The organism is Ferrovibrio sp., from assembly GCF_046297595.1.
Taxonomy (GTDB): domain Bacteria; phylum Pseudomonadota; class Alphaproteobacteria; order Ferrovibrionales; family Ferrovibrionaceae; genus Ferrovibrio.
Genome location: NZ_JBKBHT010000001.1, coordinates 853,709 through 872,638 on the forward strand (window position 1 = coordinate 853,709; position 18,930 = coordinate 872,638).

Below are 18,930 nucleotides of genomic sequence, written 5' to 3' on the forward strand. Positions count from 1 at the left end.
ACAGGTCTCCCCATCTAGAGACGATCCAGCACCCCAAAACCGTAATGGATTTTTGCGTTTTTTGCCGTCAGCCCAGTTTTTCGCCACGCAGCAGCCGGGGCAGCTGCCCGACATCGCCCATGGCATGGCGCATGAACAGCTTCTTGAGGGGCGGAATGCGCTCCACCACCCCCAGGCCGAGGTCGCGGGCGATGCGGATCGGCGCGATATCGTTGGAGAACAGCCGGGTCAGGCCATCGGTGACGGCCGAGAGCACCACATTGTCGAAGCGGCGCCAGCGTTCGTAGCGCTCCAGCACATCGACGCGGCCGGTATCCAGGCCCAGCCGCTTCGCCTCCACCAGCGCCTCGGTCAGGGCGGCGATGTCGCGCAGGCCGAGATTGAGACCCTGGCCGGCGATGGGATGGATGCCGTGCGCCGCATCGCCGATCAGCGCCAGGCGGTGGCCAGTATAACGCTGGGCCAGCAGGAATGTGAGCGGATAGGACCAGCGCGGACCGAGGATGCGCGCCTCACCGTAGCCGTCGCCGAAACGCTGGCGCATCTCGGCGGCGAAATCCGCATCATCCAGCGCCATGATGGCCGCGGCACGCTGCGTCGGCTCGGTCCAGACCAGGGAGGAACGGTGCGTGCCATCGGCCGCATCGGTCATCGGCAGGATGGCAAAGGGGCCGGCGGGCAGGAAGCGCTCCTGCGCCACGCCGCCATGAGGCAATTCATGGCCTACGGTGCAGACGATGCCGGTCTGGTCGTAGGACCAGTCCAGCGTGCGGATACCAGCCTGCTGGCGGATCGCGGATTGCCGGCCATCGGCCCCGATCACCAGCCGGGCCTCGATCTGCCGGCCATCGGCCAGAACAAGCCGCGCCGGTGCGCCGGAGCCGGGCGCGCCATAATCGATTTCGCTGGCCGTCATCGGCGCCATGAGATCAAGATTGGGCAATTGCGTGATGGCATCCTGCTGGGCCTGCCGCATCACCCGGTTCTCGACCAGATACCCGAAAGGCTGGTCGCCCAGGTCGCGATGGTCGTAATGCACGAACAGCAGCGAGTCGCCGTCGGAGACGCGGATGTCCCACATCGGTTGGGCTTCGGTCACATGCTCCCACAGACCGATGCCGGCCAGCATGCGCTGGGACGCCAGGGCGATGGCCGAAACCCGGCCGTCGAACCCGGCGGCGAGCGCCCGGGCCGGGTCTTCCCGGTCGATCACGGCAACCGAAAGGCCGTGCCGGGCCAAGGCGATAGCCTGGGTCAGGCCGGCCAGGCCGCCGCCGATCACGGCCACATCGTAAAGGCGGGATACGCTGTTCATGATCGTAACATCGGCAGGCGGGGCCGGCTTGTCCAGTACCGGCCAGCGCCGGATTCAAGTCTGCGATGGACGCGATGTCGCAGCCGTACTAGCCTCGTCCCATGCAGCTCAGGCTAGCGGTTCTTCTGGTACTGGCGTGGCTTGCGGGTCTGGGTCCGGTACTACCGGCGGCCGATGCCGGTGCGGCGGACAAGATTCCGGTCGATCTGGAATTGCTGCTGGCCGTAGACATATCGGGCAGCATCGACCCCGACGAGGCAAGGCTGCAGCGCGACGGCTATGCCAACGCGATCATGCATCCGGCCGTGGTGAAGGCGATCCGCGGCGGCATCCACGGCAAGATCGCGCTGGCCTATTTCGAATGGGCCGACAGTTACACCCAGGGCGATCTGCTGGACTGGACCCTGGTTTCCGACCAGGCCAGCGCCGAGGCCGTGGCGCGACGGCTGATGGAGCATCCGATCCGCACCGCGCGGCGCACCAGCATCACCGGCGCGATCCTGCATGCCATTCCCCGCTTCGGCAGCGGACCGTACAAGGGTATGCGCCGGGTGCTGGATATCTCGGGCGACGGGCCGAACAACGATGGCGGACCCGTGGACCTGGCGCGCGACCAAGCGCTGGCCGCCGGCATCGTGATCAATGGCCTGCCGATCATGAACGGCAAGCAGAATACCTGGGGCTTTCCCATGCTGGAGGATCTGGACCGGTATTACGAAGGCTGCGTGATCGGGGGGCCAGGGTCCTTCGTGGTGGTGGCGGAAGGCTTCGACACCTTCGGGGAAGCCGTGCGCCGCAAGCTGATCCTGGAAATCGCCCAGAAACCGGCCCCGAAAACCAATCGCCCTCCGGCCCTTCTGCACAGGGCCCAGTCGGGTTACCGCTATCCCAAGGGCTGCGATATCGGCGAAAAGCAGAGCCAGGATTTCTGGCGCCGACGGTTTGACCAATAGGGCGCGAAAAAGGCCCGCTCCGCCTTGGCCTCGCCCGGTTTTTGCCGTATTTCCAAGGAATAAACTGTCCGGACCAACCGGCCGCATTCGCAGCCCATCTCTGCCTCGGAGTTTCCGCCCATGACCACCCGTCCCGGTCCCTTCGACCGCGCTGATTTCCCGTTCGCCCTGCGCCTGGTGACCGAGGCTGCCGCGCTGGCCGCCTATGACTGGGTCGGCCGCAGCAGGAAGGAAGAAGGCGACGGCGCCGCCGTGGATGCCATGCGCAAGGCGCTGGGCCAGATCAACATCAATGCCGTGGTGATGATCGGCGAGGGGGAGAAGGACCATGCCCCGCTGCTGTATCGCGGCGAACGGATCGGCAGCGGCGAGCCCGAGATCGAGATCGCCGTCGATCCCATCGAGGGCACCACCAACATGGCCAACGGCGTCGACAATTCGATGGCCGTATTCGCGCTGGCGCCGCGTGGCGCGATGTTCGACCTCGGCCCCAGCTTCTACATGGACAAGCTGGTGGTGCCGGCTGCCGCCAAGGGCAAGATCGACCCATCCTGGCCGGTGAAGAAGAAACTGGAGGCGCTGTCTGCCGCGCTGAACAAGCCGGTTTCCGAACTGCGCATCTTCGTCCTGAACCGCAAGCGCCACCATGCGATGATCAAGGAGATCCACGAGGCCGGCGCCCGCACCATGCTGCAGGAAAACGGCGACGTGGCCGGCGCCTTCATGGCGCTGCAGAAGGGCCATAACGTGGATGCTCTGTTCGGCACCGGCGGTTCGCCCGAAGGCGTGATCACCGCGATCTTCACCAAGGCGCTGGGCGGCGAGTTCTTCGGCCGCGTCGATCCACAGGGCGAGGAAGAGGCCGCCAAGGTGAAGGCATTCGGCCTCGACAGCAGCAAATGGATGAGCGGCGACCAGCTGGTGAAAAGCGACGATGCCGTCTTCGTGGCATCCGGCATCAATTCCGGCCCGCTCTGCCGTGGCGTGACCATCGAGAAGGGTTTCGCCCGCCTGCACACCGTGATCCTGATGGCCAAAACCGGCGCGCGTTACGACCTGGTCAGCCGCCTGCCGCGTTAAACCAAGCGAGTTGTTGCCGATGAGTCCGCGCGAGGTTGCCATCACGCCCTTCGAGGGGCAGAAGCCCGGTACGTCGGGCCTGCGCAAGAAGGTGAATGTCTTCCGCCAGCCGGGCTATCTGGAAGCCTTCGTGCAGTCGGTGTTCGACACCCAGGCCGACCTGCGCGGCGGTACGCTGGTGCTGGGCGGCGACGGGCGTTTCTTCAACCGCCAGGCCATCCAGGTGATCCTGCGCATGGCGGCGGCCAACGGTATCGCCCGCATCCTGGTTGGCCGCGCCGGCATCCTCTCCACGCCGGCGGCCAGTGCGGTGATCCGCCGCCACGGCGCTCAGGGCGGTCTGGTGCTCTCGGCCAGCCATAATCCCGGCGGGCCGGACGGCGATTTCGGCATCAAGTTCAATGTCGGCAATGGCGGCCCGGCGTCCGAGAGCGTGACCGAGGCGATCTACCAGCGCACCACCCGGATCGACCGCTACCGCGTGTTCGACTATCACGACCTCGATCTCGATCATGTCAGCCTGCAGCATATCAACAGCATGGCGGTGGAGGTGATCGACCCGGTCGACGATTACGCCGCTTTGCTGGAAACCCTGTTCGATTTCGATGCGATCCGCGCGCTGATCCGGCGGCCCGATTTCCGCTTCCGCTTCGATGCCATGCATGCCGTGACCGGGCCCTATGCGAAACGCCTGCTGATCGAGATGCTGGGCGCGCCGCATGATGCCGTGATCAACGCCGAGCCGAAGGAGGATTTTGGCGGTCATCACCCCGATCCCAATCCAGCCCATGCCGAGGAGCTGTATCGCGAAACCGTGCTGGAAGGCCGGCTGGATTTCGCCGCCGCCTCCGATGGCGATGGCGACCGCAACATGATCCTGGGCAAAGACATCGCCGTGTCACCCAGCGACAGCCTCGCCGTGCTGGCCGCCAATGCGACTTTAGTGCCCGGTTATGCCAAGGGCATCGCCGGCGTCGCACGCTCGATGCCGACCAGCCGCGCCGCCGATGCGGTGGCCGCCGGCCTGGAGCTCGCCTGTTTCGAGACACCGACCGGCTGGAAATTCTTCGGCAACTTGCTGGATGCCGGCCGCATCACGTTGTGCGGCGAAGAAAGCTACGGCACATCGTCGGCCCATGTGCGCGAGAAGGACGGCCTGTGGGCCGTGCTGTTCTGGCTCAACCTGCTGGCGGCGAAGCCCGGCGAAACCGTCGCCTCGCTGCTGGATGCCCATTGGCGACGCTTTGGCAGGCACTACTACAGCCGCCACGATTACGAAGCGGTGGATGGCAAAGTTGCGGCGGCAGCGTTGCAGCGCCTGCGCGATGCCCTGCCCGGCCTGCCGGGGAGCCGGATTGGCGAGCTTGTTATTACCGCAGCCGATGATTTCGCCTATACCGATCCCATCGACCGGTCGGTCAGCACGGGCCAGGGCCTGCGCGTGGTCTGCGGCGAGCAGGCCCGCGTGATCGCGCGCCTCTCGGGCACCGGCACCGAAGGCGCCACCGTGCGACTGTATTTTGAGCTGTTCGAATCCGACCCGGCGCACCAGCATGATGACGTGCAGGCGCGGATCGCCCCTCTGGTCGACTTCGCCGAACGTATGACCGGCCTGCGCGCAGCCAGCGGGCGCAGCGGCCCCGATGTGGTAACCTAGAACCAATACGAACCGACGGAGGAGAGATGACACTGCCGCCGCCGATCGACCAGACCGCCGCCTGGCGCGCCCTCACCGCCCATGCCACGGCGATCCGCAACAGGCATCTGCGCGACACCTTCGCCAGCGACCCTGAACGCTTTGGCAAATTCTCGTTCCGCTGCGGCGAGATGCTGCTCGATCTGTCGCGCCAGCGCATCGAGGGCGAAACGCTGGAGCTGCTGCTGGATCTCGCCCGCGAGGCGCAGGTGGAGAATTGGCGCGACCGCATGCTGCGCGGCGAACATATCAACATCACCGAAGATCGCGCGGTGTTGCATACAGCCCTGCGCCTGCCGGCCGATGCAACGCTGACCGTGGATGGCGTGGATATCGTCGCGCAGGTACAGCGCGAACTGGACCGCATGGCCGAGATCATCGCCGCGATCCGCGATGGCATCTGGCGCGGCATCACGGAGAAACCGTTCAGGCATGTGGTCTGCATGGGCATCGGCGGCTCCGACCTCGGCCCGCGCATGGCGCTGGAGGCCCTGAACGCCGACCGCGACACCGATATCGCGATCCACTGCGTCAGCAACGTGGACGGCACCGACATCGCGCGCACGCTGGAGAAGTGCGAGGCCGAGACCACCCTGTTCGTGGTGGCGTCGAAAACCTTCACCACCCAGGAAACCATGGCCAATGCCGAGACGGCGCGGGCCTGGCTGCAGGAAAAACTCGGCCCCGGCATCATCGACTGGCCGCGGCATTTCATGGGCATCTCGGCCAACACGGCGGTGCCGGGCAAGTTCGGCATTCCGCCGCACCAGGTATTGCAATTCTGGGATTGGGTCGGCGGCCGCTATTCGCTGTGGTCGGCCATCGGCTTCCCCATCGCCCTGGGCATCGGGATGGAGAATTTCCGCAGCCTGCTGGCCGGCGCCCACGCCATGGACCGGCATTTCGCCAGCGCGCCGCTGCGCGAGAACCTGCCGGTGCTGATGGCGCTGGCGGGCGTGTGGAACATCAACTTCCTCGGCCTGACCACGCTTGCCGTGCTGCCCTACGACCAAAGCCTGTGCAAGCTGGCGCCCTATCTGCAGCAGGCTGACATGGAGAGCAACGGCAAGGGTGTCGACCGGTGGGGCCGGCCGCTCGGCTATGCCACCGGGCCGATCATCTTCGGCGAACCGGGCACCAACGGCCAGCATTCCTTCTATCAGCTTCTGCACCAGGGACCGCAGCCGGTGGCGGCCGATTTCATCGTGCCGCTGAAGACACGCTATCCGCTGGGCCGCCACCACGACATCCTGCTGGCCAATGCCTTCGCCCAGGCCGAGGCGCTGATGCGCGGTCGTACACGGGCGGAGGCCGAGGCCGAATTGCGCGAAGCCGGCATGGCGCCTGAGCAGGTGGCGATGCTGGCGCCCCACAAGGTCTTCCCCGGCAACCGGCCGAGCACCACCATCGTGCTGCCGAAGCTCGATCCCTATCATTTCGGCATGCTGATCGCCCTCTACGAGCACAAAATCTTCGTGCAGGGTATCCTCTGGGGTGTGAATTCCTTCGACCAGTGGGGCGTCGAGCTGGGCAAGCAACTCGCCAAGCCGATCCTGGAGGAACTGGGCGGCAGCGCCCAGCACCCACATGACGCCGCGACCAGTGCATTGATCGGTCTGGCGCGCGGCCTGCCGCACCCGTAAGATCGTCGCGCCGAATACGGCGCCGGTGGGGGCCCCGTATCGGGGAGCGCGAGGCGGCCGCATGAGCGAGTCCGATGCCATGCGTCAGGGCATGCGGGAGATCGATTTCGTCCTGCATTCGTCGTGGCGTCTGGGGAAAACCATCGTCGCCGGCTGGACCTATCAGGGCAGCCGCATCAGTTTCTGCTTCTCCGAACCCTATAACGTGCTGGGGCGTGCCACCGACCTGCCGCGCCTGATCCGCGGCAAGCGCATGATGGGGCCGCGCACCTTTGCCGAAACCTGCAAGGCCCTGCGCGCCCGCGCGGTGCAGATGGACCTGCCGTTTTCCATCGGCGGCGCCAAGGGCGAGATCAACCCGCTGCTGATCGAAAACCTGGTCAAACGCTATGCGGTGATGGAAACCGCCAGCCGCGCGGTGATCTTGTTCGATATCGTGGGATTTTCCAGACATACGCCGCTGGAGCAGGTGGCGCAGCTTTCCTCGCTGGAATATTCGATCAACAGCGCGGTCAAACGCATGAATGGCGCCGGCCTGCGCACCGAATTGGCGCGCTCCACCGTGGGCGACGGCTTCTATGTGTGGAATCGCGCCAAGGGACTGGAGGGCGACCTGCGCTGCTGGCTGGCGCTGCTGCTGATCCTTGCCGACAACGCGCTGGCGCGACAGAAAGGCGATCCCCGTCTGGTGCCCACCCTGCGCGCGGCCTTTTCCATCGGCAGCCATTTTTCCTATCATCAGGTGGAAGGCACCACGCCGCGTGGCTTTGAATACATCGTCGGCGACGTGACGATCACCCTGGCCCGCATCATCGCCAAGGCGTTGCCCAACCAGGTGCTGGCAGGATCATTCAACCGCGAACTGCCGCCGAATGCCAAAGAACAGGCCATGGATACACCGGCCTTCCTGGCCCGCGCCTCGGCGATGGCGGAAAAACTCAACGATGTCGAGATCGGCCGGCTGCCCCTGCTGGCCATGCGCGCCACGCCTACGGGTCCGATTGGATCGCGGCAGACTGGCAGCCTGCTCTACCGGATCGGCGACAAGCACGGCTATGTGCATCAGGCGTTCAACATCCGCGCCGTCATCGAACGCGAGGACAGCGACAGCCTGATGCTGGGGCTTGCGGCGGATCAGCTCAGCGGCTTCGCCGCCGAGGCCGTACCTTACGAGGCCAAAGGCGCGGCGAAGGCGAAGGCCTAGGCCGGCATCTTGTCGATGGCGGCCAGGCCGTCCTTCATCAGTTTGGAGGCGGCAGCGGCACCGCTGACCAGTTCCAGCATGCGCACGGCGCCATAAACCTGCTGCTTCGCGGCATCCTTGCCCAGGCCATTCAGCTTGCCGGCCTTGATATCGGCAATCAGCGCATTGCCGCCCTGTTCGATCTGGGCGCCCAGCGTCTTCAGGGTGTTGCCCACATCCTTGTCGGCGCCGATTTCGCCGGCCACCCTGGCGACCTTCTGGATCGCATAGACCCGGTTCTCGGCCGCCACCTTGGCATCGAAGATCGCCTGCTTGATCGCGGCTTCCTGACCCGGCTCAATGGCACCTGGCGCTTCCAGTGCCGAGAGGATCGCGCCATCGGCGCCATCCAGCACGCCCACCTTCACCATGTCGCGCAACTTGGCGCCAGCAGCTTCCATCTCGGGCTGCGGCCCCTCGGCCATGCCATCGGCCTTGAGGCGGCCGATCATGCTGACGAAATCGTCCACCATGCCAGCGATGTTGCCGGCCTCGAGCTTGCCGGCATCGGCACGACCGATGGCCTTGAAGAAGCGTTTGCTGTCGCCGGCGATCATGCGGCGCGCATATTTGCCAGGCTTCAGCCCCTCGATGCCCGTGGGTGCCTCGCCCATCCCGTCGAAGATCGGCAACACCTGGAACGGATTGCTCATGCGCGCGAGCACGAAGGCGATCATGTAGCCCGGCAGGCCGGCGCCGCTGGCCGCCAGCGCATTGTAATGGTCCTTGATCGCCTCGACTTGTTCATCCAGCAGCTTGCCGACCGGTTTGGGCGAGAGTTCGACGCGCAGTTCTTCCAGCGGGCCGGCAATCTCCAGCATGCCCATCATGTCGGCCAGGTCGAGAAACACGGTTTCGCCGCCCAGTTTCGCCACCAGCTCGGCGCGATAATCCGCCTCGCTCTCGGCGCGACTGATCTCTTCGCGCAGACGCCGTGCGGCGATACCCCACAGGGTGGCGCCCAGCTTGGCGATGCGCGGATCGGCCGTGGCGCCGATGGCCGGCGCCTGGGAGGCGCGCAGGCTGGCTTCCAGCTCCTTCACCGCCGCCTGATCCAGGCATTGCAGCATGAAATCCCAGCAGGGCGCGAGCGAGGTGCGCGCGATGCGGCCGAACTGCTTGTCGCCATCCTCGGGCAGGATCAGCAGGTCCTCAAAGGGATGGCAGAAAATGCGCTGCAGCGTCAGGTGCCGCGGCGGCCGGGTCTTGGCCAGGCGCGGGCGCAGGGTGCCCAGCGCCGCATCGGCCATCGCCGCCGAGAGTACCACGGCGCGCGAACGTTCGATCAGCAGGGTGAGCTGGGCGACCTTCTCGTCGGGAATCTCGAACAGCTTACGCTCGATATCCCGCAGTTCGGAAGCAAGATCGGTCATATCCGCCTCCGTTTCGTGGTTTCGACGCGGCGTATCATTTCGATGTCGAGCACTCCGGAATTCCACCCCTCGAGAGCGCGAACCTGCATGCGCGTGCTTTCCTGCATCGCTTTCATGTTGGGTCGGTCCATGGCTTCCTTTTCGGGAATGATCGGCAGAACTCGATAAATTTCCGTTACCGCCGCACGCTGGCTGTCGCGGTCGCGGTCCTCAACATCCTTCCACAGCAGGATAATGAATTCCCAGCCATCGACCGTCCACCACAAACGCTCGACATCGCGCTGGAAATTCGCGATCGCCTTGTCCCAATTGGCCAGCACGCGATCGGCATATTCCACCGGACGCACCGCCGCCGAGGCCAGATCGCGGGCGAAGTCGTCAGTGAACTGAGCCACCCGCGCCACGCCGCGCGCCAGATAGGCGGCCTCGGACTTGTCGGTATCGGCCCATTGCGTCAGGTTGTCGGCCAGATCGGCGATGCCGCCGATCAGGCGGCGCACCCGGCACTGCTTCTGCATGCCGGGCATGCCCAGCGGCGCCAGATAGCCGCCCCAGCGCTCCAGCCGTTCGTATAATTCGTTGGCGGTCATGCCCAGGCCCTTGGCGATGACGCCCAGACCGCTCTTGATCCGCTCACGCCCGGCAGCCGTGGTGAAATCCGACACGTTCAGGTTCATCTGGCCGCCGGACAGTTTTTCCAGCGCCGATTTGAACAGATAGTAGCGGGTGAGCAGGACCTCGTTTTCCTCGTCGGTCATGCTTTCTTCCGCGGCGCGCTGCGCCTCGGGCCCGGCCAGGCCGGTGCGGGCGGTTTCCATCGTGGCGGCACGGATATCCGGCGGCAGGCAGGAATTGCGCGCCAGGATCGCCTCCTGCAATGCGCGATCATGCATGGTGAGCGAGAATATCTCGGGCACGTCCTTCCAGCGGATAACGTAGTTGCCCTTCACGCCGGAGAAGGCGGAAACGGTGAGTTCGAGATTGTCGCGGCTGTCCATGCGCACGCGCGCCTGACTGAGCGCCGGCGTGGTGAAGGCCACGGCCGTGCCGCGCTCCTCGAATTTCGTGGGCTGGAACTGCGACCCAGCGCCTTTTGGAAAATTCATCCCCCACGCCCGACGGTAGAATAGCGGAAACCCCGGAGCTACTTAACCACAAGGCGGGGAAAGCGCAAAGAACCAGACCCGGCCTAGCCGAGCCAGAGACGAGATTTTTCGATCACGCGGTGGGTTTCTTCCCAAAGATCAAGTTTATGCAACTCGGCCGGGTCGACCCAGGCGGCGGCGGCGGCGTCATCGCCGGCCACGACCTCGCCCCCGACCCAGCGGGCGGCATAGTCGATGATCGTATAGTGGTACAGGATACGGCCGTCCGGCGCGGTCTGGACGGAATCGATCACATCGACCAGCCCGAGCAGTTCGATCCGCACCCCGGTTTCCTCGGCGATTTCGCGGTGGATGCCCTGGGCCACCGTCTCGCCCAGATGCTGCGCCCCACCGGGCAAGCTCCAGATGCCGGCGCGCGGGGGCTTGCCGCGCTGCACCATCAGAACCTTGCCATCCTTCCAAACGATGGCACCCAGGCCGACCAGCGGCTGCGCGGGGTATTCACGGACCATCGTTTCGTCTCCATACTGGCCGGCATAAACAATTGCTGCGCCAGAATAGCAAAAAAGAGCGGGAGGATATGCGGTGACGATCCAGTTCGATGCCCATGATGCCGCCGTGATCGCCGATCCCTATCCGGCGCTGGCCCGCCTGCGCCGGGACGATCCGGTGCACTGGAGCAAACGGCTGGGCGGCTGGATGCTGACGCGGCATGACGATATCCGCGCCTCCCTGCGCGATCCGCGCCTGTCATCGGATCGCATGCGCCCCTTTTTCGCCCATCTGCCCGATGAAACCCGCACCGGTCTGGCGGATCTGGACGCGCATATGGCCCTGTGGGCTGTGTTCAACGACCCGCCCATCCATACCCGCCTGCGCGGGCTGATGAACCGGGCCTTCACCTCGTCTGCCGTGGCTGCCCTACGGCCGCGGATCGAACAGATCGTGCATGGCCTGGTCGACGACCTGCTGCAGCAAAACGAAGCGGATTTCATCCAGGCCTTCGCCTATCCCCTGCCCGCCACCGTGATCGCCGCCCTGTTGGGCGTACCGCAGCAGGATGTGGACCTTTTGAAACACTGGTCGGACGACCTGGGCAGCTTTGTGCTCACCTCGCGACTTTCGCCCGACAAATACGCCCGCGCCAATGGCGCGATTGCCGAGATGAACGCGTATTTCGGCGCGCTGGTCGAGGAACGCCGGAAAAAGCCGCGCGAGGATGTCATAACCGGCCTGGCCATGGCCGCAGAGCGCGGCGATTTCCTCAGCCGTGATGAACTTGTGGCGGCTTGCGTGCTGCTGCTGTTTGCCGGACATGAAACGACCACGCATCTGCTGGGCAACGGCCTGCTGGCCCTGTTGCGGCATCCGAACCAGATGCAGATGCTGCGCGAGAACCGCGGCGACTCAACCATGGCTGCCAACATGGTGGAAGAGATGCTGCGCTGGGATGGCCCGTCACTGGCGCAGGTACGCGTGGTGGCCGAAGACTACGAACTGCGCGGCAAGATGATGCGCAAGGGCGACCGGGTGTTCCAGATGCTGGCGGCGGCCAATCGCGACCCGGAGGCATTCGGCGACCCCGACCGTTTCGACATCGCGCGTACCGACAGCAGCCGCCACATCACCTTTGGCTTCGGCATCCATTTCTGCATCGGCGCGCCACTGGCCCGGCTGGAAGGCCAGGTCGCGTTCCCGATCCTGCTGGAGCGGCTGGGCGAGATCGCCCTGGCCGCCCCGCCGGACTGGAGCGATTCAATCGTGGTGCGCGGCCTGAATCGCCTGCAGATCGCCTATTCGGCGGCCTGAGCCAGGCCGCCGCCGAGGATACGCCACAGCTTCTGCGACGTGGCCGGCATGTCGACATGCTTGACGCCCAGATCGGCCAGTGCATCGACCACGGCGTTGATCGTGGCCGGCGCCGAGCCGACAGCGCCCGCCTCGCCAGCGCCCTTGACGCCCAGCGGATTGGTCTTGCACGGCACCTCGCAGAGGATCACCTCAATCTCGGGGAAGTTGTCGGCGCGCGGCAGGCAGTAATCCGTGAAGCTGCCGGTCAGAAGCTGGCCATCGGCATCGTAGACGACGTTTTCATACAGCGCCTGGCCCACGCCCTGCACCACGCCGCCATGAATCTGGCCCTTGACGATGGTGGGATTGATCACCTTGCCCATGTCGTCGGCGACCACGTAACGCACCACCTCGGCCACGCCGGTGGCCTCGTCGATCTCGACCTCGCAGGCATGGCAGCCATTGGGGAAAGTGATGGCCTGCACCTGCCAGTCGGCGGCGGTGTCGAGCCCGGCCGCCTCGCCGGCCCTGGCGTTGCTGCGTTTGCGGGCTTCCTGCGCCACCTCGACGATGCCGACATCGCGGTCGGTGCCGGCGACACGGAAGCGGCCGGCGGCGAATTCGATGTCGCTGGCCGCCGTTTCCAGCATGTCTGCGGCCACCACCTTGCCCTTTTCGATCACGCCATCCTTGGCTTTCAGGATCGCGCCGCCTTCGGAATAGAGCGAGCGGGCGCCGCCGGTGCCACCGCCGGTGGGGATTGCATCGGAATCGCCCTGCAGGATGCGGACCTTGTCGAAATCGACGCCAAGCTGTTCGGCCACGATCTGGGTATAGGCGGTCTCGTGGCCCTGGCCGGTCGACTGGGTGCCGACATAGACTTCTACGAAACCATCCTCGGCGAAGCGGATTTCGGCGCGTTCGGCCGGCGCGCCGCCGGTGGCTTCCAGGTAATAAGCCATGCCGATGCCGCGGCGCTTGCCGCGTTTTTTCGCTTCCGCCCGTCGGGCTTCGAAACCGGCCCAATCGATGGCTTTCAGCGCGGTATTCGAAGTGTTTTCGAATTCGCCCGAATCGTAGGTGAGTCCCATGGCGCTGGTCCACGGGAAAGCGCTGGGCGGGATGTAGTTCTTGCGACGCAGTTCGGCGCGGTCGATGCCCAGCTCGCGGGCGGCCACGTCGATCAGGCGTTCCATGATGTAGTTCGATTCCGGACGGCCGGCGCCGCGATAAGCGTCCACCGGCACGGTGTTGGTGAACACGCCCTCGACGCGCGCATAGACACCCTGGAAGCGGTAGACCGAGGACAGCACCTTGGTGCCGGCCATGGTGGGGATCATCGGCGCATAGGTTGACAGATACGCGCCCATGTCGGCGATGTTGTGGATGCGCAGGGCCAGGAAATTGTGGTCCTTGTCCAGCGCCATCTCGGCGTGGGTCAGGTTGGCGCGGCCATGGGTGTCGGTGAGGAAAGCCTCGCCGCGATCCGAGGTCCATTTCACCGGACGGCCCAGTGCGCGCGACGCAAACAGCGTCATCACCTGTTCGGGATAGATGAATATCTTCATGCCAAAGCCACCGCCAACATCGCCGGTAACGACATGGAACTTCTCTTCCGGCAGGCCGAGAATCTTGGCCAGCAGCCTCTTCTGCACCCATACGCCCTGGGTCGGCGTGTACAGCGTGAAGCGGCCGCTCTCCTTGTCGAAGGCACCCAGCGCCACGCGGGCTTCCATCGAGGCCACGACGATGCGGTTGTTTTCCAAGGTCAGCTTCACCGTCTTGGCGGCCGAGGCGAACAATGCGTCGATCTTGGCCTTGTCGCCGATCTCCCAGTCGAAGGCGCGGTTATTCGGCGCCTGCGGCCAGATCTGCGGCTGGCCCGACTCCATCGCGGTGGCCATGTCGGCCGCTGCCGGCAGGGCGTCGTAATCCACTTCGATCATCTCGGCCGCATCACGGGCCTGGGCGGCGGTTTCCGCCACCACGAAGGCAACCGGATCGCCGACATGACGCACCATACCCTCGGCCAGGGCCGGGCGCGGCGGATCGGCGCGCATGGACCCGTCGCGGTTCTTCAGCGGAATGGTGCAGGGCAGGTCGCCGACATTGGCAGCCTTCAGGTCGGCATGGGTATAGACGGCCAGCACGCCCGGGGCGGCCTGGGCGGACGAAGTGTCGATTTTCAGAATTTTCGCATGGGCATGTGGCGAACGCAGCATCACGCCATAAACCTGGCCGGGCAGGTTGATGTCGTCGGTATAACGCCCCTTGCCGGTGATGAAACGCTGGTCTTCGACGCGGCGAACCGGCTGGCTCTGGCCGAACTTGCTCATCGGAACGTCCTTTCGGGGCGGAAACTAGGGGGTAAGGCCGGAAAACTTTGGGCGAAATGATAGGGATTCCGGACCGCCTTTCAACCCGTCCGGTTACGTATCATTGCCGGGGTGCAATACCCGCGCAAATGCCCGGATCAGGGTCCGTAACGGCGCAGGGAACGATAGGTCCAGAATGGCAGGGCGCCGTTGATGATGCAGAAGGCGGCGAACAGGAACACCGCCGTGTAACCGCCGGTCATGTCGTGCAGCTTGGCCCCGATCAGGGTGCCCGACGACACGCCCAGCCCGGAGCCCACCATGATGGTGCCGAAGATCATGCCGAAGCGCCGGCCCTGGAAAATACGCGCCGCCGTGGCCCCCACCATCGGGCCGCGGGCGCCGAAGGACAGGCCGACCAGCAGGACAAAGGCCCAGAGCAGGGCCGGCGATCGCCAGCCCTCCAGCGCCCAGAGGGCGGCCAGGCCGGCCAGGCTGAAAGCATAAGACAGTGCCGCCGAGGCATGGCGGCCGATACGGCCATCCAGCCAGGCGAAACCGACAATGCCGGCAGGCGTAAGCACGCCGACCAGGCCATAGATCGAGGCGGCCTGCAGCGGCGCGTAACCCAACTCGACCAGATACGCCACGGCCTGCACCATCACCGAGAACATGCCGGCAGAGGTGAAGAAGAACACCGAAGCCAGACCCCAGAAGGCGGTGGTGCGCAGCGCCTTGCCCAGGGTCCAGTCATCGCCGACTGTCGCACCGGGCAACGCATCCGGGCCGGATTGTGGCAGGCGGATACGGCCGGCCTGTACTGTGGGCCAGTGCTGCAGCAGAAGGACCGGCAGGGCCAGCAGGGCAATGCCAGCCAGGGTGAGATAGGCGATACGCCAGCCCCAGGTCTCGATCACGAACTGCGCCAGCGGCACCAGCATCAGCGAGCCGATGCCAAGGGCGGCATAGACCACACTCATCGCGCGGGAGAGTTGTGCGCCCTCGAACCAGCGCGCCAGCAGCGCCGAATGCGGCGCGTTGCCCAGGGAGGCAGCGGAGGCGCCGACGCCGATCCCGATGAAGAGATAGAGCTGCCAGAGCTGGCCGGCGAAGGAGGCCAGCACCAGACCGAGCACCAGCATGGCAAGGCCGGCGATATAAAGCCGCAAAGGGCCGAAACGGTCGAAGCAATAGCCCGCCAGCGGCGCCGTGCAGCCGGCCAGCAGCATCTGCAGCGAATAGATCGCCGCCACATCGGCGCGGTTGGCCTGGAATTCCTCGGTCAGCGCCAGCAGGAAGGTGGTGAAGGTCTCGCCCGCGCCGCGCGAAAGCGCGTTCAGGAAAAAACAGGTGCCGACGAGGATGATCGCGGTTTTGGCGGCGCTGCGACTGGGTCCGTCCTCCGGCACGGCTCAGCCCCCGGCGCCGGTTTCGGCCTGGCGCAGCATCTGCCGGGCGATCACGATCTGCTGAATCTGGCTGGTGCCCTCGTAGAGGCGGAACAGCCGCACATCGCGATAAAAGCGCTCGACGGCGTATTCCTGCATATAGCCAGCGCCGCCATGGATCTGCACCGCGCGGTCGGCGACGCGGCCGACCATCTCGGAGGCGTAGTATTTGCAGCAGGACGCCTCCATCGAGACATTCTCGCCGGCGGCATACCGCATGGCGGCCTCTCGGATCATGCAGCGCGCGGCATAGGCCTCGGTACGGCTGTCGGCCAGCATGGCCTGCACCAGCTGGAATTCGGCGATCGGCTGGCCGAACTGCTTGCGCTCGCGTGCGTAAGACACCGATTCATGGATCAGGCGCTCGGCGGCGCCGACGCAAAGTGCCGCGATATGCAGACGGCCACGATCCAGCACCTTCATCGCGGTCTTGAAGCCCTGGCCTTCGCGCCCACCGATCACGTTTTCGGCCGGCACCTTCACATTGTCGAAGACCACGTCGGCGGTGTGGGCGCCGCGCTGGCCCATCTTCTTGTCGGGCTTGCCGATGCTCAGGCCCGGCGAATTGGCCTCGACGATGAAGGCGGTTATGCCGCCGGCACCCTTGTTGTTCTGGTCGGTGCGCGCCATCAGGGTGAAGATGCCGGCATGGGGCGCGTTGGTGATGTAGCGCTTGGCGCCATTGATCACGTAATGATCGCCCTGGCGTTCGGCGCGGGTGCGCAGGCTGGCGGCATCGGAACCGGCATCAGGCTCGGTCAGCGCGAAGGAGGCGATCACCTCGCCGCTGGCCAGCTTGGGCAGCCATTTTTCCTTCTGCTCCGGCGTGCCGTCGATCAGGATGCCCTGGCTGCCGATGCCGACATTGCTGCCGAACATGCTGCGGAAGGCCGGCGAGGTCCAGCCCATCTCGAAGATGAGTTCAACCTCTTCGGCCAGATCGAGGCCAAGGCCGCCGTACTCTTCGGGAATGGAAATGCCGAACAGGCCCATTTCGGCGAAGGCACGACGGATATCGTCGGGCACCCTGTCGTCGTCGGCAACCTGCTTTTCCAGGGGAACCAGCCGCTCGCGAACGAAGCGGCGCAGCGTGAGCCGGGTCTGCTCAAGCGTTTCCTTGTCCATGACGGATCACTCTTCCAAACTGGTCTGCCTACAGACTGACACAAGTTGCGGCAGTCCGGAAGCGGCTTAGCCGCGGCGGAAGGCGACGGCCGCGAGCCAGCCGGCAAGCACCGCCAGCAGCACCGCGACCAGACCATAGACGGCCGGTTCCTGGCGCGAGAAATCGTAGACTTCCTGCTCGATGCCCTGTTTGTCGATGAACAGCGGGGTGGATTGCGCCGCGACGATGCGGTCGTCGCGCACCAGATAGATTTCGGTCTGGTATGTGCCGACCGGCACGGTGGCGGGAAAACTGATCGCGGTGCGGAACAGCTTTGGTCCCAGGAAATCCACGGCGCCGGTATTGTCCTGATACAGGCCTTCACGCGTCTTCTGCCGCACAATGGCGGCGCGGAATTCGTTCACGTCGTCGGGATTGCGCTTGCCGGCATACCGGAACCGCAGGGCATTGGCGCCGATCTGCAGGCGCTGCAACAGGCTGGGCGGGGCAATCTCGGCCAGCGGCCGCGTGCTGGCCACGGCGTAATAGGCCGGCACGCCATCGAAGCTTTCCGAGCGCCGCGTCAGCCACAGGCCGAAGGTCTGACGCTTGCGTCGCACGACCGAAGTCGAAGTCGGGCCGCGCACCACCACGATCACCTCACCCGGTTCATCGATGGCACCAAACAGCAGCAACTCGGTGCCGGTGAAGCTGGAGGTGATGGCGATCAGATGCGAAGACAGATCGGTGATCAGCGGCGCATCGGCCGGCACCGGACCGCGCGGCGCGTTACGCGCGGCCTGGGCATGCGCTTCGGCTGCAATCCCGAACAGCAAGAGGATTATCGCGGCTAGGCGGATCATCGCGGGCCGCTTTCCAGAAAATAGAGGTCGTCGGGCGTCAGCACCAGTTCGAAGGCCAGCGCAATCGCCACAATCAATACCAGTGCCGCGAGAAGGCCGCGCACCTGCTCGCCGCGCAGATGCGCGCCGTGGCGCACGCCGTATTGCGCGCCGATCACCGAACCGACCAGCAGCAGCAGCGCCAGCGTCACATCCACCGTCTGCGTCGTGATCGCATGCAGCATGGTGACATTGGCGGTGACGAAAATGATCTGGAACAGAGACGTGCCAACCACCACTGCGGTGGGCATGCCCAGCAGATAGATCATCGCCGGCACCAGCAGGAAGCCGGCGCCTACACCCATGATCGCCGCCAAGATACCAACCAGCACGCCGAGGCTGAGCGGCATCAGCGCACTGATATAAAGCTGCGACTTGCGGAACCGCATCTTGAACGGCAGCGCGCGGATCATGGGATGGTCGTGCAGCCGCTTGCGGCGACGCAGCGGCATGCCCTCGCCGGATTTGCGGCGCAGGGCACGGATGCTTTCGGTCAGCATCAGGCTACCGATCAGGCCGAGGATCAGCACATAGGACAGCGCGATCACCGCATCGAGCTGGCCGATGCGCTTGAGCAGGCTGAACAGATAGGCGCCGAAACTGGAGCCGATCAGGCCGCCGACCAGCAGCACGCCACCCATCTTGAAATCGACGTTGCTCTTGCGCCAGTGGGCATAGACCGCCGAGACGCTGGCCGCCACCACCTGGTTGGCCGAGGTGGCCACCGCCACAGGTGGCGGCACGCCAATGAAGATCAGCAGCGGCGTGAGCAGGAAACCGCCGCCAACGCCGAACAGGCCCGACAAATACCCCACCGCCCCACCCAGCCCGAGCAGCAGCCATACACTGACGGACAGCTCGGCGATGGGAAGATAGATCTGCATAATTGCTGGCGAATCCCGAAACGCGACTGTGCTGCCGCGGCAACCCCACCGCTGCAGGCCGGCCCTGCGGCCATCA

Annotated in this window: 15 protein-coding genes; 6 read left to right on the forward strand and 9 right to left on the reverse strand. The window is 65.2% G+C overall.

Features of this window, described 5'->3' with window-relative positions; all coding sequences use genetic code 11:
• Positions 1–67 precede the first annotated feature (67 nt).
• A complete protein-coding gene (locus ACK4FJ_RS04310; protein WP_409764548.1) occupies positions 68–1,315 on the reverse strand; it encodes a UbiH/UbiF/VisC/COQ6 family ubiquinone biosynthesis hydroxylase in 1,248 nt (415 codons plus the stop codon).
• 101 nt (positions 1,316–1,416) lie between these two features.
• Between ACK4FJ_RS04310 and ACK4FJ_RS04315 the strand changes: the two genes are divergently transcribed.
• The 5 genes from ACK4FJ_RS04315 (at position 1,417) to ACK4FJ_RS04335 (ending at position 7,891) form a co-directional block, all read left to right on the forward strand.
• The gene (locus ACK4FJ_RS04315; RefSeq protein ID WP_409764551.1) at positions 1,417–2,268 is read left to right on the forward strand and encodes a DUF1194 domain-containing protein; all 852 of its coding nucleotides are present in this window, start codon (positions 1,417–1,419) and stop codon (positions 2,266–2,268) included.
• 120 nt (positions 2,269–2,388) lie between these two features.
• Positions 2,389–3,348, forward strand: coding sequence for a class II fructose-bisphosphatase (gene glpX, locus ACK4FJ_RS04320; protein WP_409764554.1), 960 nt, complete (start codon positions 2,389–2,391; stop codon positions 3,346–3,348).
• A gap of 19 nt (positions 3,349–3,367) precedes the next feature.
• Positions 3,368–5,005 (forward strand): alpha-D-glucose phosphate-specific phosphoglucomutase, encoded by a 1,638-nt coding sequence (locus ACK4FJ_RS04325; protein ID WP_409764557.1) that lies wholly within the window; start codon positions 3,368–3,370, stop codon positions 5,003–5,005.
• A 32-nt stretch (positions 5,006–5,037) separates the two neighbouring features.
• Entirely contained in the window at positions 5,038–6,687 is a 1,650-nt protein-coding gene (gene pgi, locus ACK4FJ_RS04330; RefSeq protein ID WP_409764871.1) for a glucose-6-phosphate isomerase, read from the forward strand.
• 61 nt (positions 6,688–6,748) lie between these two features.
• On the forward strand, positions 6,749–7,891 hold the full coding sequence (locus tag ACK4FJ_RS04335; protein WP_409764560.1) for a hypothetical protein: 1,143 nt from the start codon (positions 6,749–6,751) through the stop codon (positions 7,889–7,891).
• Here the strand turns inward: ACK4FJ_RS04335 and ACK4FJ_RS04340 are convergent.
• The 3 genes from ACK4FJ_RS04340 to ACK4FJ_RS04350 all read right to left on the reverse strand — a co-directional run bounded on the left by ACK4FJ_RS04340 (position 7,888) and on the right by ACK4FJ_RS04350 (position 10,921).
• Positions 7,888–9,303, reverse strand: coding sequence for a hypothetical protein (locus tag ACK4FJ_RS04340; RefSeq protein ID WP_409764563.1), 1,416 nt, complete (start codon positions 9,301–9,303; stop codon positions 7,888–7,890). The genes ACK4FJ_RS04335 and ACK4FJ_RS04340 overlap by 4 nt on opposite strands.
• Positions 9,300–10,409 carry a hypothetical protein gene (locus ACK4FJ_RS04345; RefSeq protein WP_409764566.1) on the reverse strand — a complete coding sequence of 370 codons (1,110 nt, stop codon included), beginning with the start codon at positions 10,407–10,409 and terminating at the stop codon, positions 9,300–9,302. The genes ACK4FJ_RS04340 and ACK4FJ_RS04345 overlap by 4 nt, the downstream gene beginning before the upstream one ends.
• 83 nt (positions 10,410–10,492) lie before the next feature.
• Positions 10,493–10,921, reverse strand: coding sequence for an NUDIX hydrolase (locus ACK4FJ_RS04350; protein WP_409764569.1), 429 nt, complete (start codon positions 10,919–10,921; stop codon positions 10,493–10,495).
• 73 nt (positions 10,922–10,994) lie between these two features.
• Between ACK4FJ_RS04350 and ACK4FJ_RS04355 the strand changes: the two genes are divergently transcribed.
• Positions 10,995–12,218: a cytochrome P450 gene (locus tag ACK4FJ_RS04355; protein WP_409764571.1), complete on the forward strand. Its 1,224-nt coding sequence runs from the start codon at positions 10,995–10,997 to the stop codon at positions 12,216–12,218.
• On the opposite strand, the gene ACK4FJ_RS04360 is transcribed toward ACK4FJ_RS04355, so the two are convergent.
• The 5 genes from ACK4FJ_RS04360 to ACK4FJ_RS04380 form a co-directional block, all read right to left on the reverse strand.
• Entirely contained in the window at positions 12,203–14,536 is a 2,334-nt protein-coding gene (locus ACK4FJ_RS04360) for a xanthine dehydrogenase family protein molybdopterin-binding subunit (RefSeq protein WP_409764574.1), read from the reverse strand. The genes ACK4FJ_RS04355 and ACK4FJ_RS04360 overlap by 16 nt on opposite strands.
• 137 nt (positions 14,537–14,673) lie before the next feature.
• A complete protein-coding gene (locus tag ACK4FJ_RS04365; RefSeq protein WP_409764577.1) occupies positions 14,674–15,924 on the reverse strand; it encodes an MFS transporter in 1,251 nt (416 codons plus the stop codon).
• 3 nt (positions 15,925–15,927) lie between these two features.
• A complete protein-coding gene (locus tag ACK4FJ_RS04370; RefSeq protein ID WP_409764580.1) occupies positions 15,928–17,088 on the reverse strand; it encodes an acyl-CoA dehydrogenase family protein in 1,161 nt (386 codons plus the stop codon).
• A 66-nt stretch (positions 17,089–17,154) separates the two neighbouring features.
• Positions 17,155–17,931: a TIGR02186 family protein gene (locus ACK4FJ_RS04375; protein ID WP_409764583.1), complete on the reverse strand. Its 777-nt coding sequence runs from the start codon at positions 17,929–17,931 to the stop codon at positions 17,155–17,157.
• Positions 17,928–18,854 carry a sulfite exporter TauE/SafE family protein gene (locus ACK4FJ_RS04380; protein ID WP_409764586.1) on the reverse strand — a complete coding sequence of 309 codons (927 nt, stop codon included), beginning with the start codon at positions 18,852–18,854 and terminating at the stop codon, positions 17,928–17,930. Before ACK4FJ_RS04380 ends, ACK4FJ_RS04375 begins: the two co-directional genes overlap by 4 nt.
• Between the last annotated feature and the right edge of the window lie 76 nt (positions 18,855–18,930).

Coding starts and splice junctions, on each gene's coding strand:
- ACK4FJ_RS04310 (WP_409764548.1), bottom strand. CDS start 1,315: ATGAACAGCGTATCCCGCCTTTACGATGTGGCCGTGATCGGCGGCGGC.
- ACK4FJ_RS04315 (WP_409764551.1), top strand. CDS start 1,417: ATGCAGCTCAGGCTAGCGGTTCTTCTGGTACTGGCGTGGCTTGCGGGT.
- glpX (WP_409764554.1), top strand. CDS start 2,389: ATGACCACCCGTCCCGGTCCCTTCGACCGCGCTGATTTCCCGTTCGCC.
- ACK4FJ_RS04325 (WP_409764557.1), top strand. CDS start 3,368: ATGAGTCCGCGCGAGGTTGCCATCACGCCCTTCGAGGGGCAGAAGCCC.
- ACK4FJ_RS04335 (WP_409764560.1), top strand. CDS start 6,749: ATGAGCGAGTCCGATGCCATGCGTCAGGGCATGCGGGAGATCGATTTC.
- ACK4FJ_RS04340 (WP_409764563.1), bottom strand. CDS start 9,303: ATGACCGATCTTGCTTCCGAACTGCGGGATATCGAGCGTAAGCTGTTC.
- ACK4FJ_RS04345 (WP_409764566.1), bottom strand. CDS start 10,409: ATGAATTTTCCAAAAGGCGCTGGGTCGCAGTTCCAGCCCACGAAATTC.
- ACK4FJ_RS04350 (WP_409764569.1), bottom strand. CDS start 10,921: ATGGTCCGTGAATACCCCGCGCAGCCGCTGGTCGGCCTGGGTGCCATC.
- ACK4FJ_RS04360 (WP_409764574.1), bottom strand. CDS start 14,536: ATGAGCAAGTTCGGCCAGAGCCAGCCGGTTCGCCGCGTCGAAGACCAG.
- ACK4FJ_RS04370 (WP_409764580.1), bottom strand. CDS start 17,088: ATGGACAAGGAAACGCTTGAGCAGACCCGGCTCACGCTGCGCCGCTTC.
- ACK4FJ_RS04375 (WP_409764583.1), bottom strand. CDS start 17,931: ATGATCCGCCTAGCCGCGATAATCCTCTTGCTGTTCGGGATTGCAGCC.
- ACK4FJ_RS04380 (WP_409764586.1), bottom strand. CDS start 18,854: ATGCAGATCTATCTTCCCATCGCCGAGCTGTCCGTCAGTGTATGGCTG.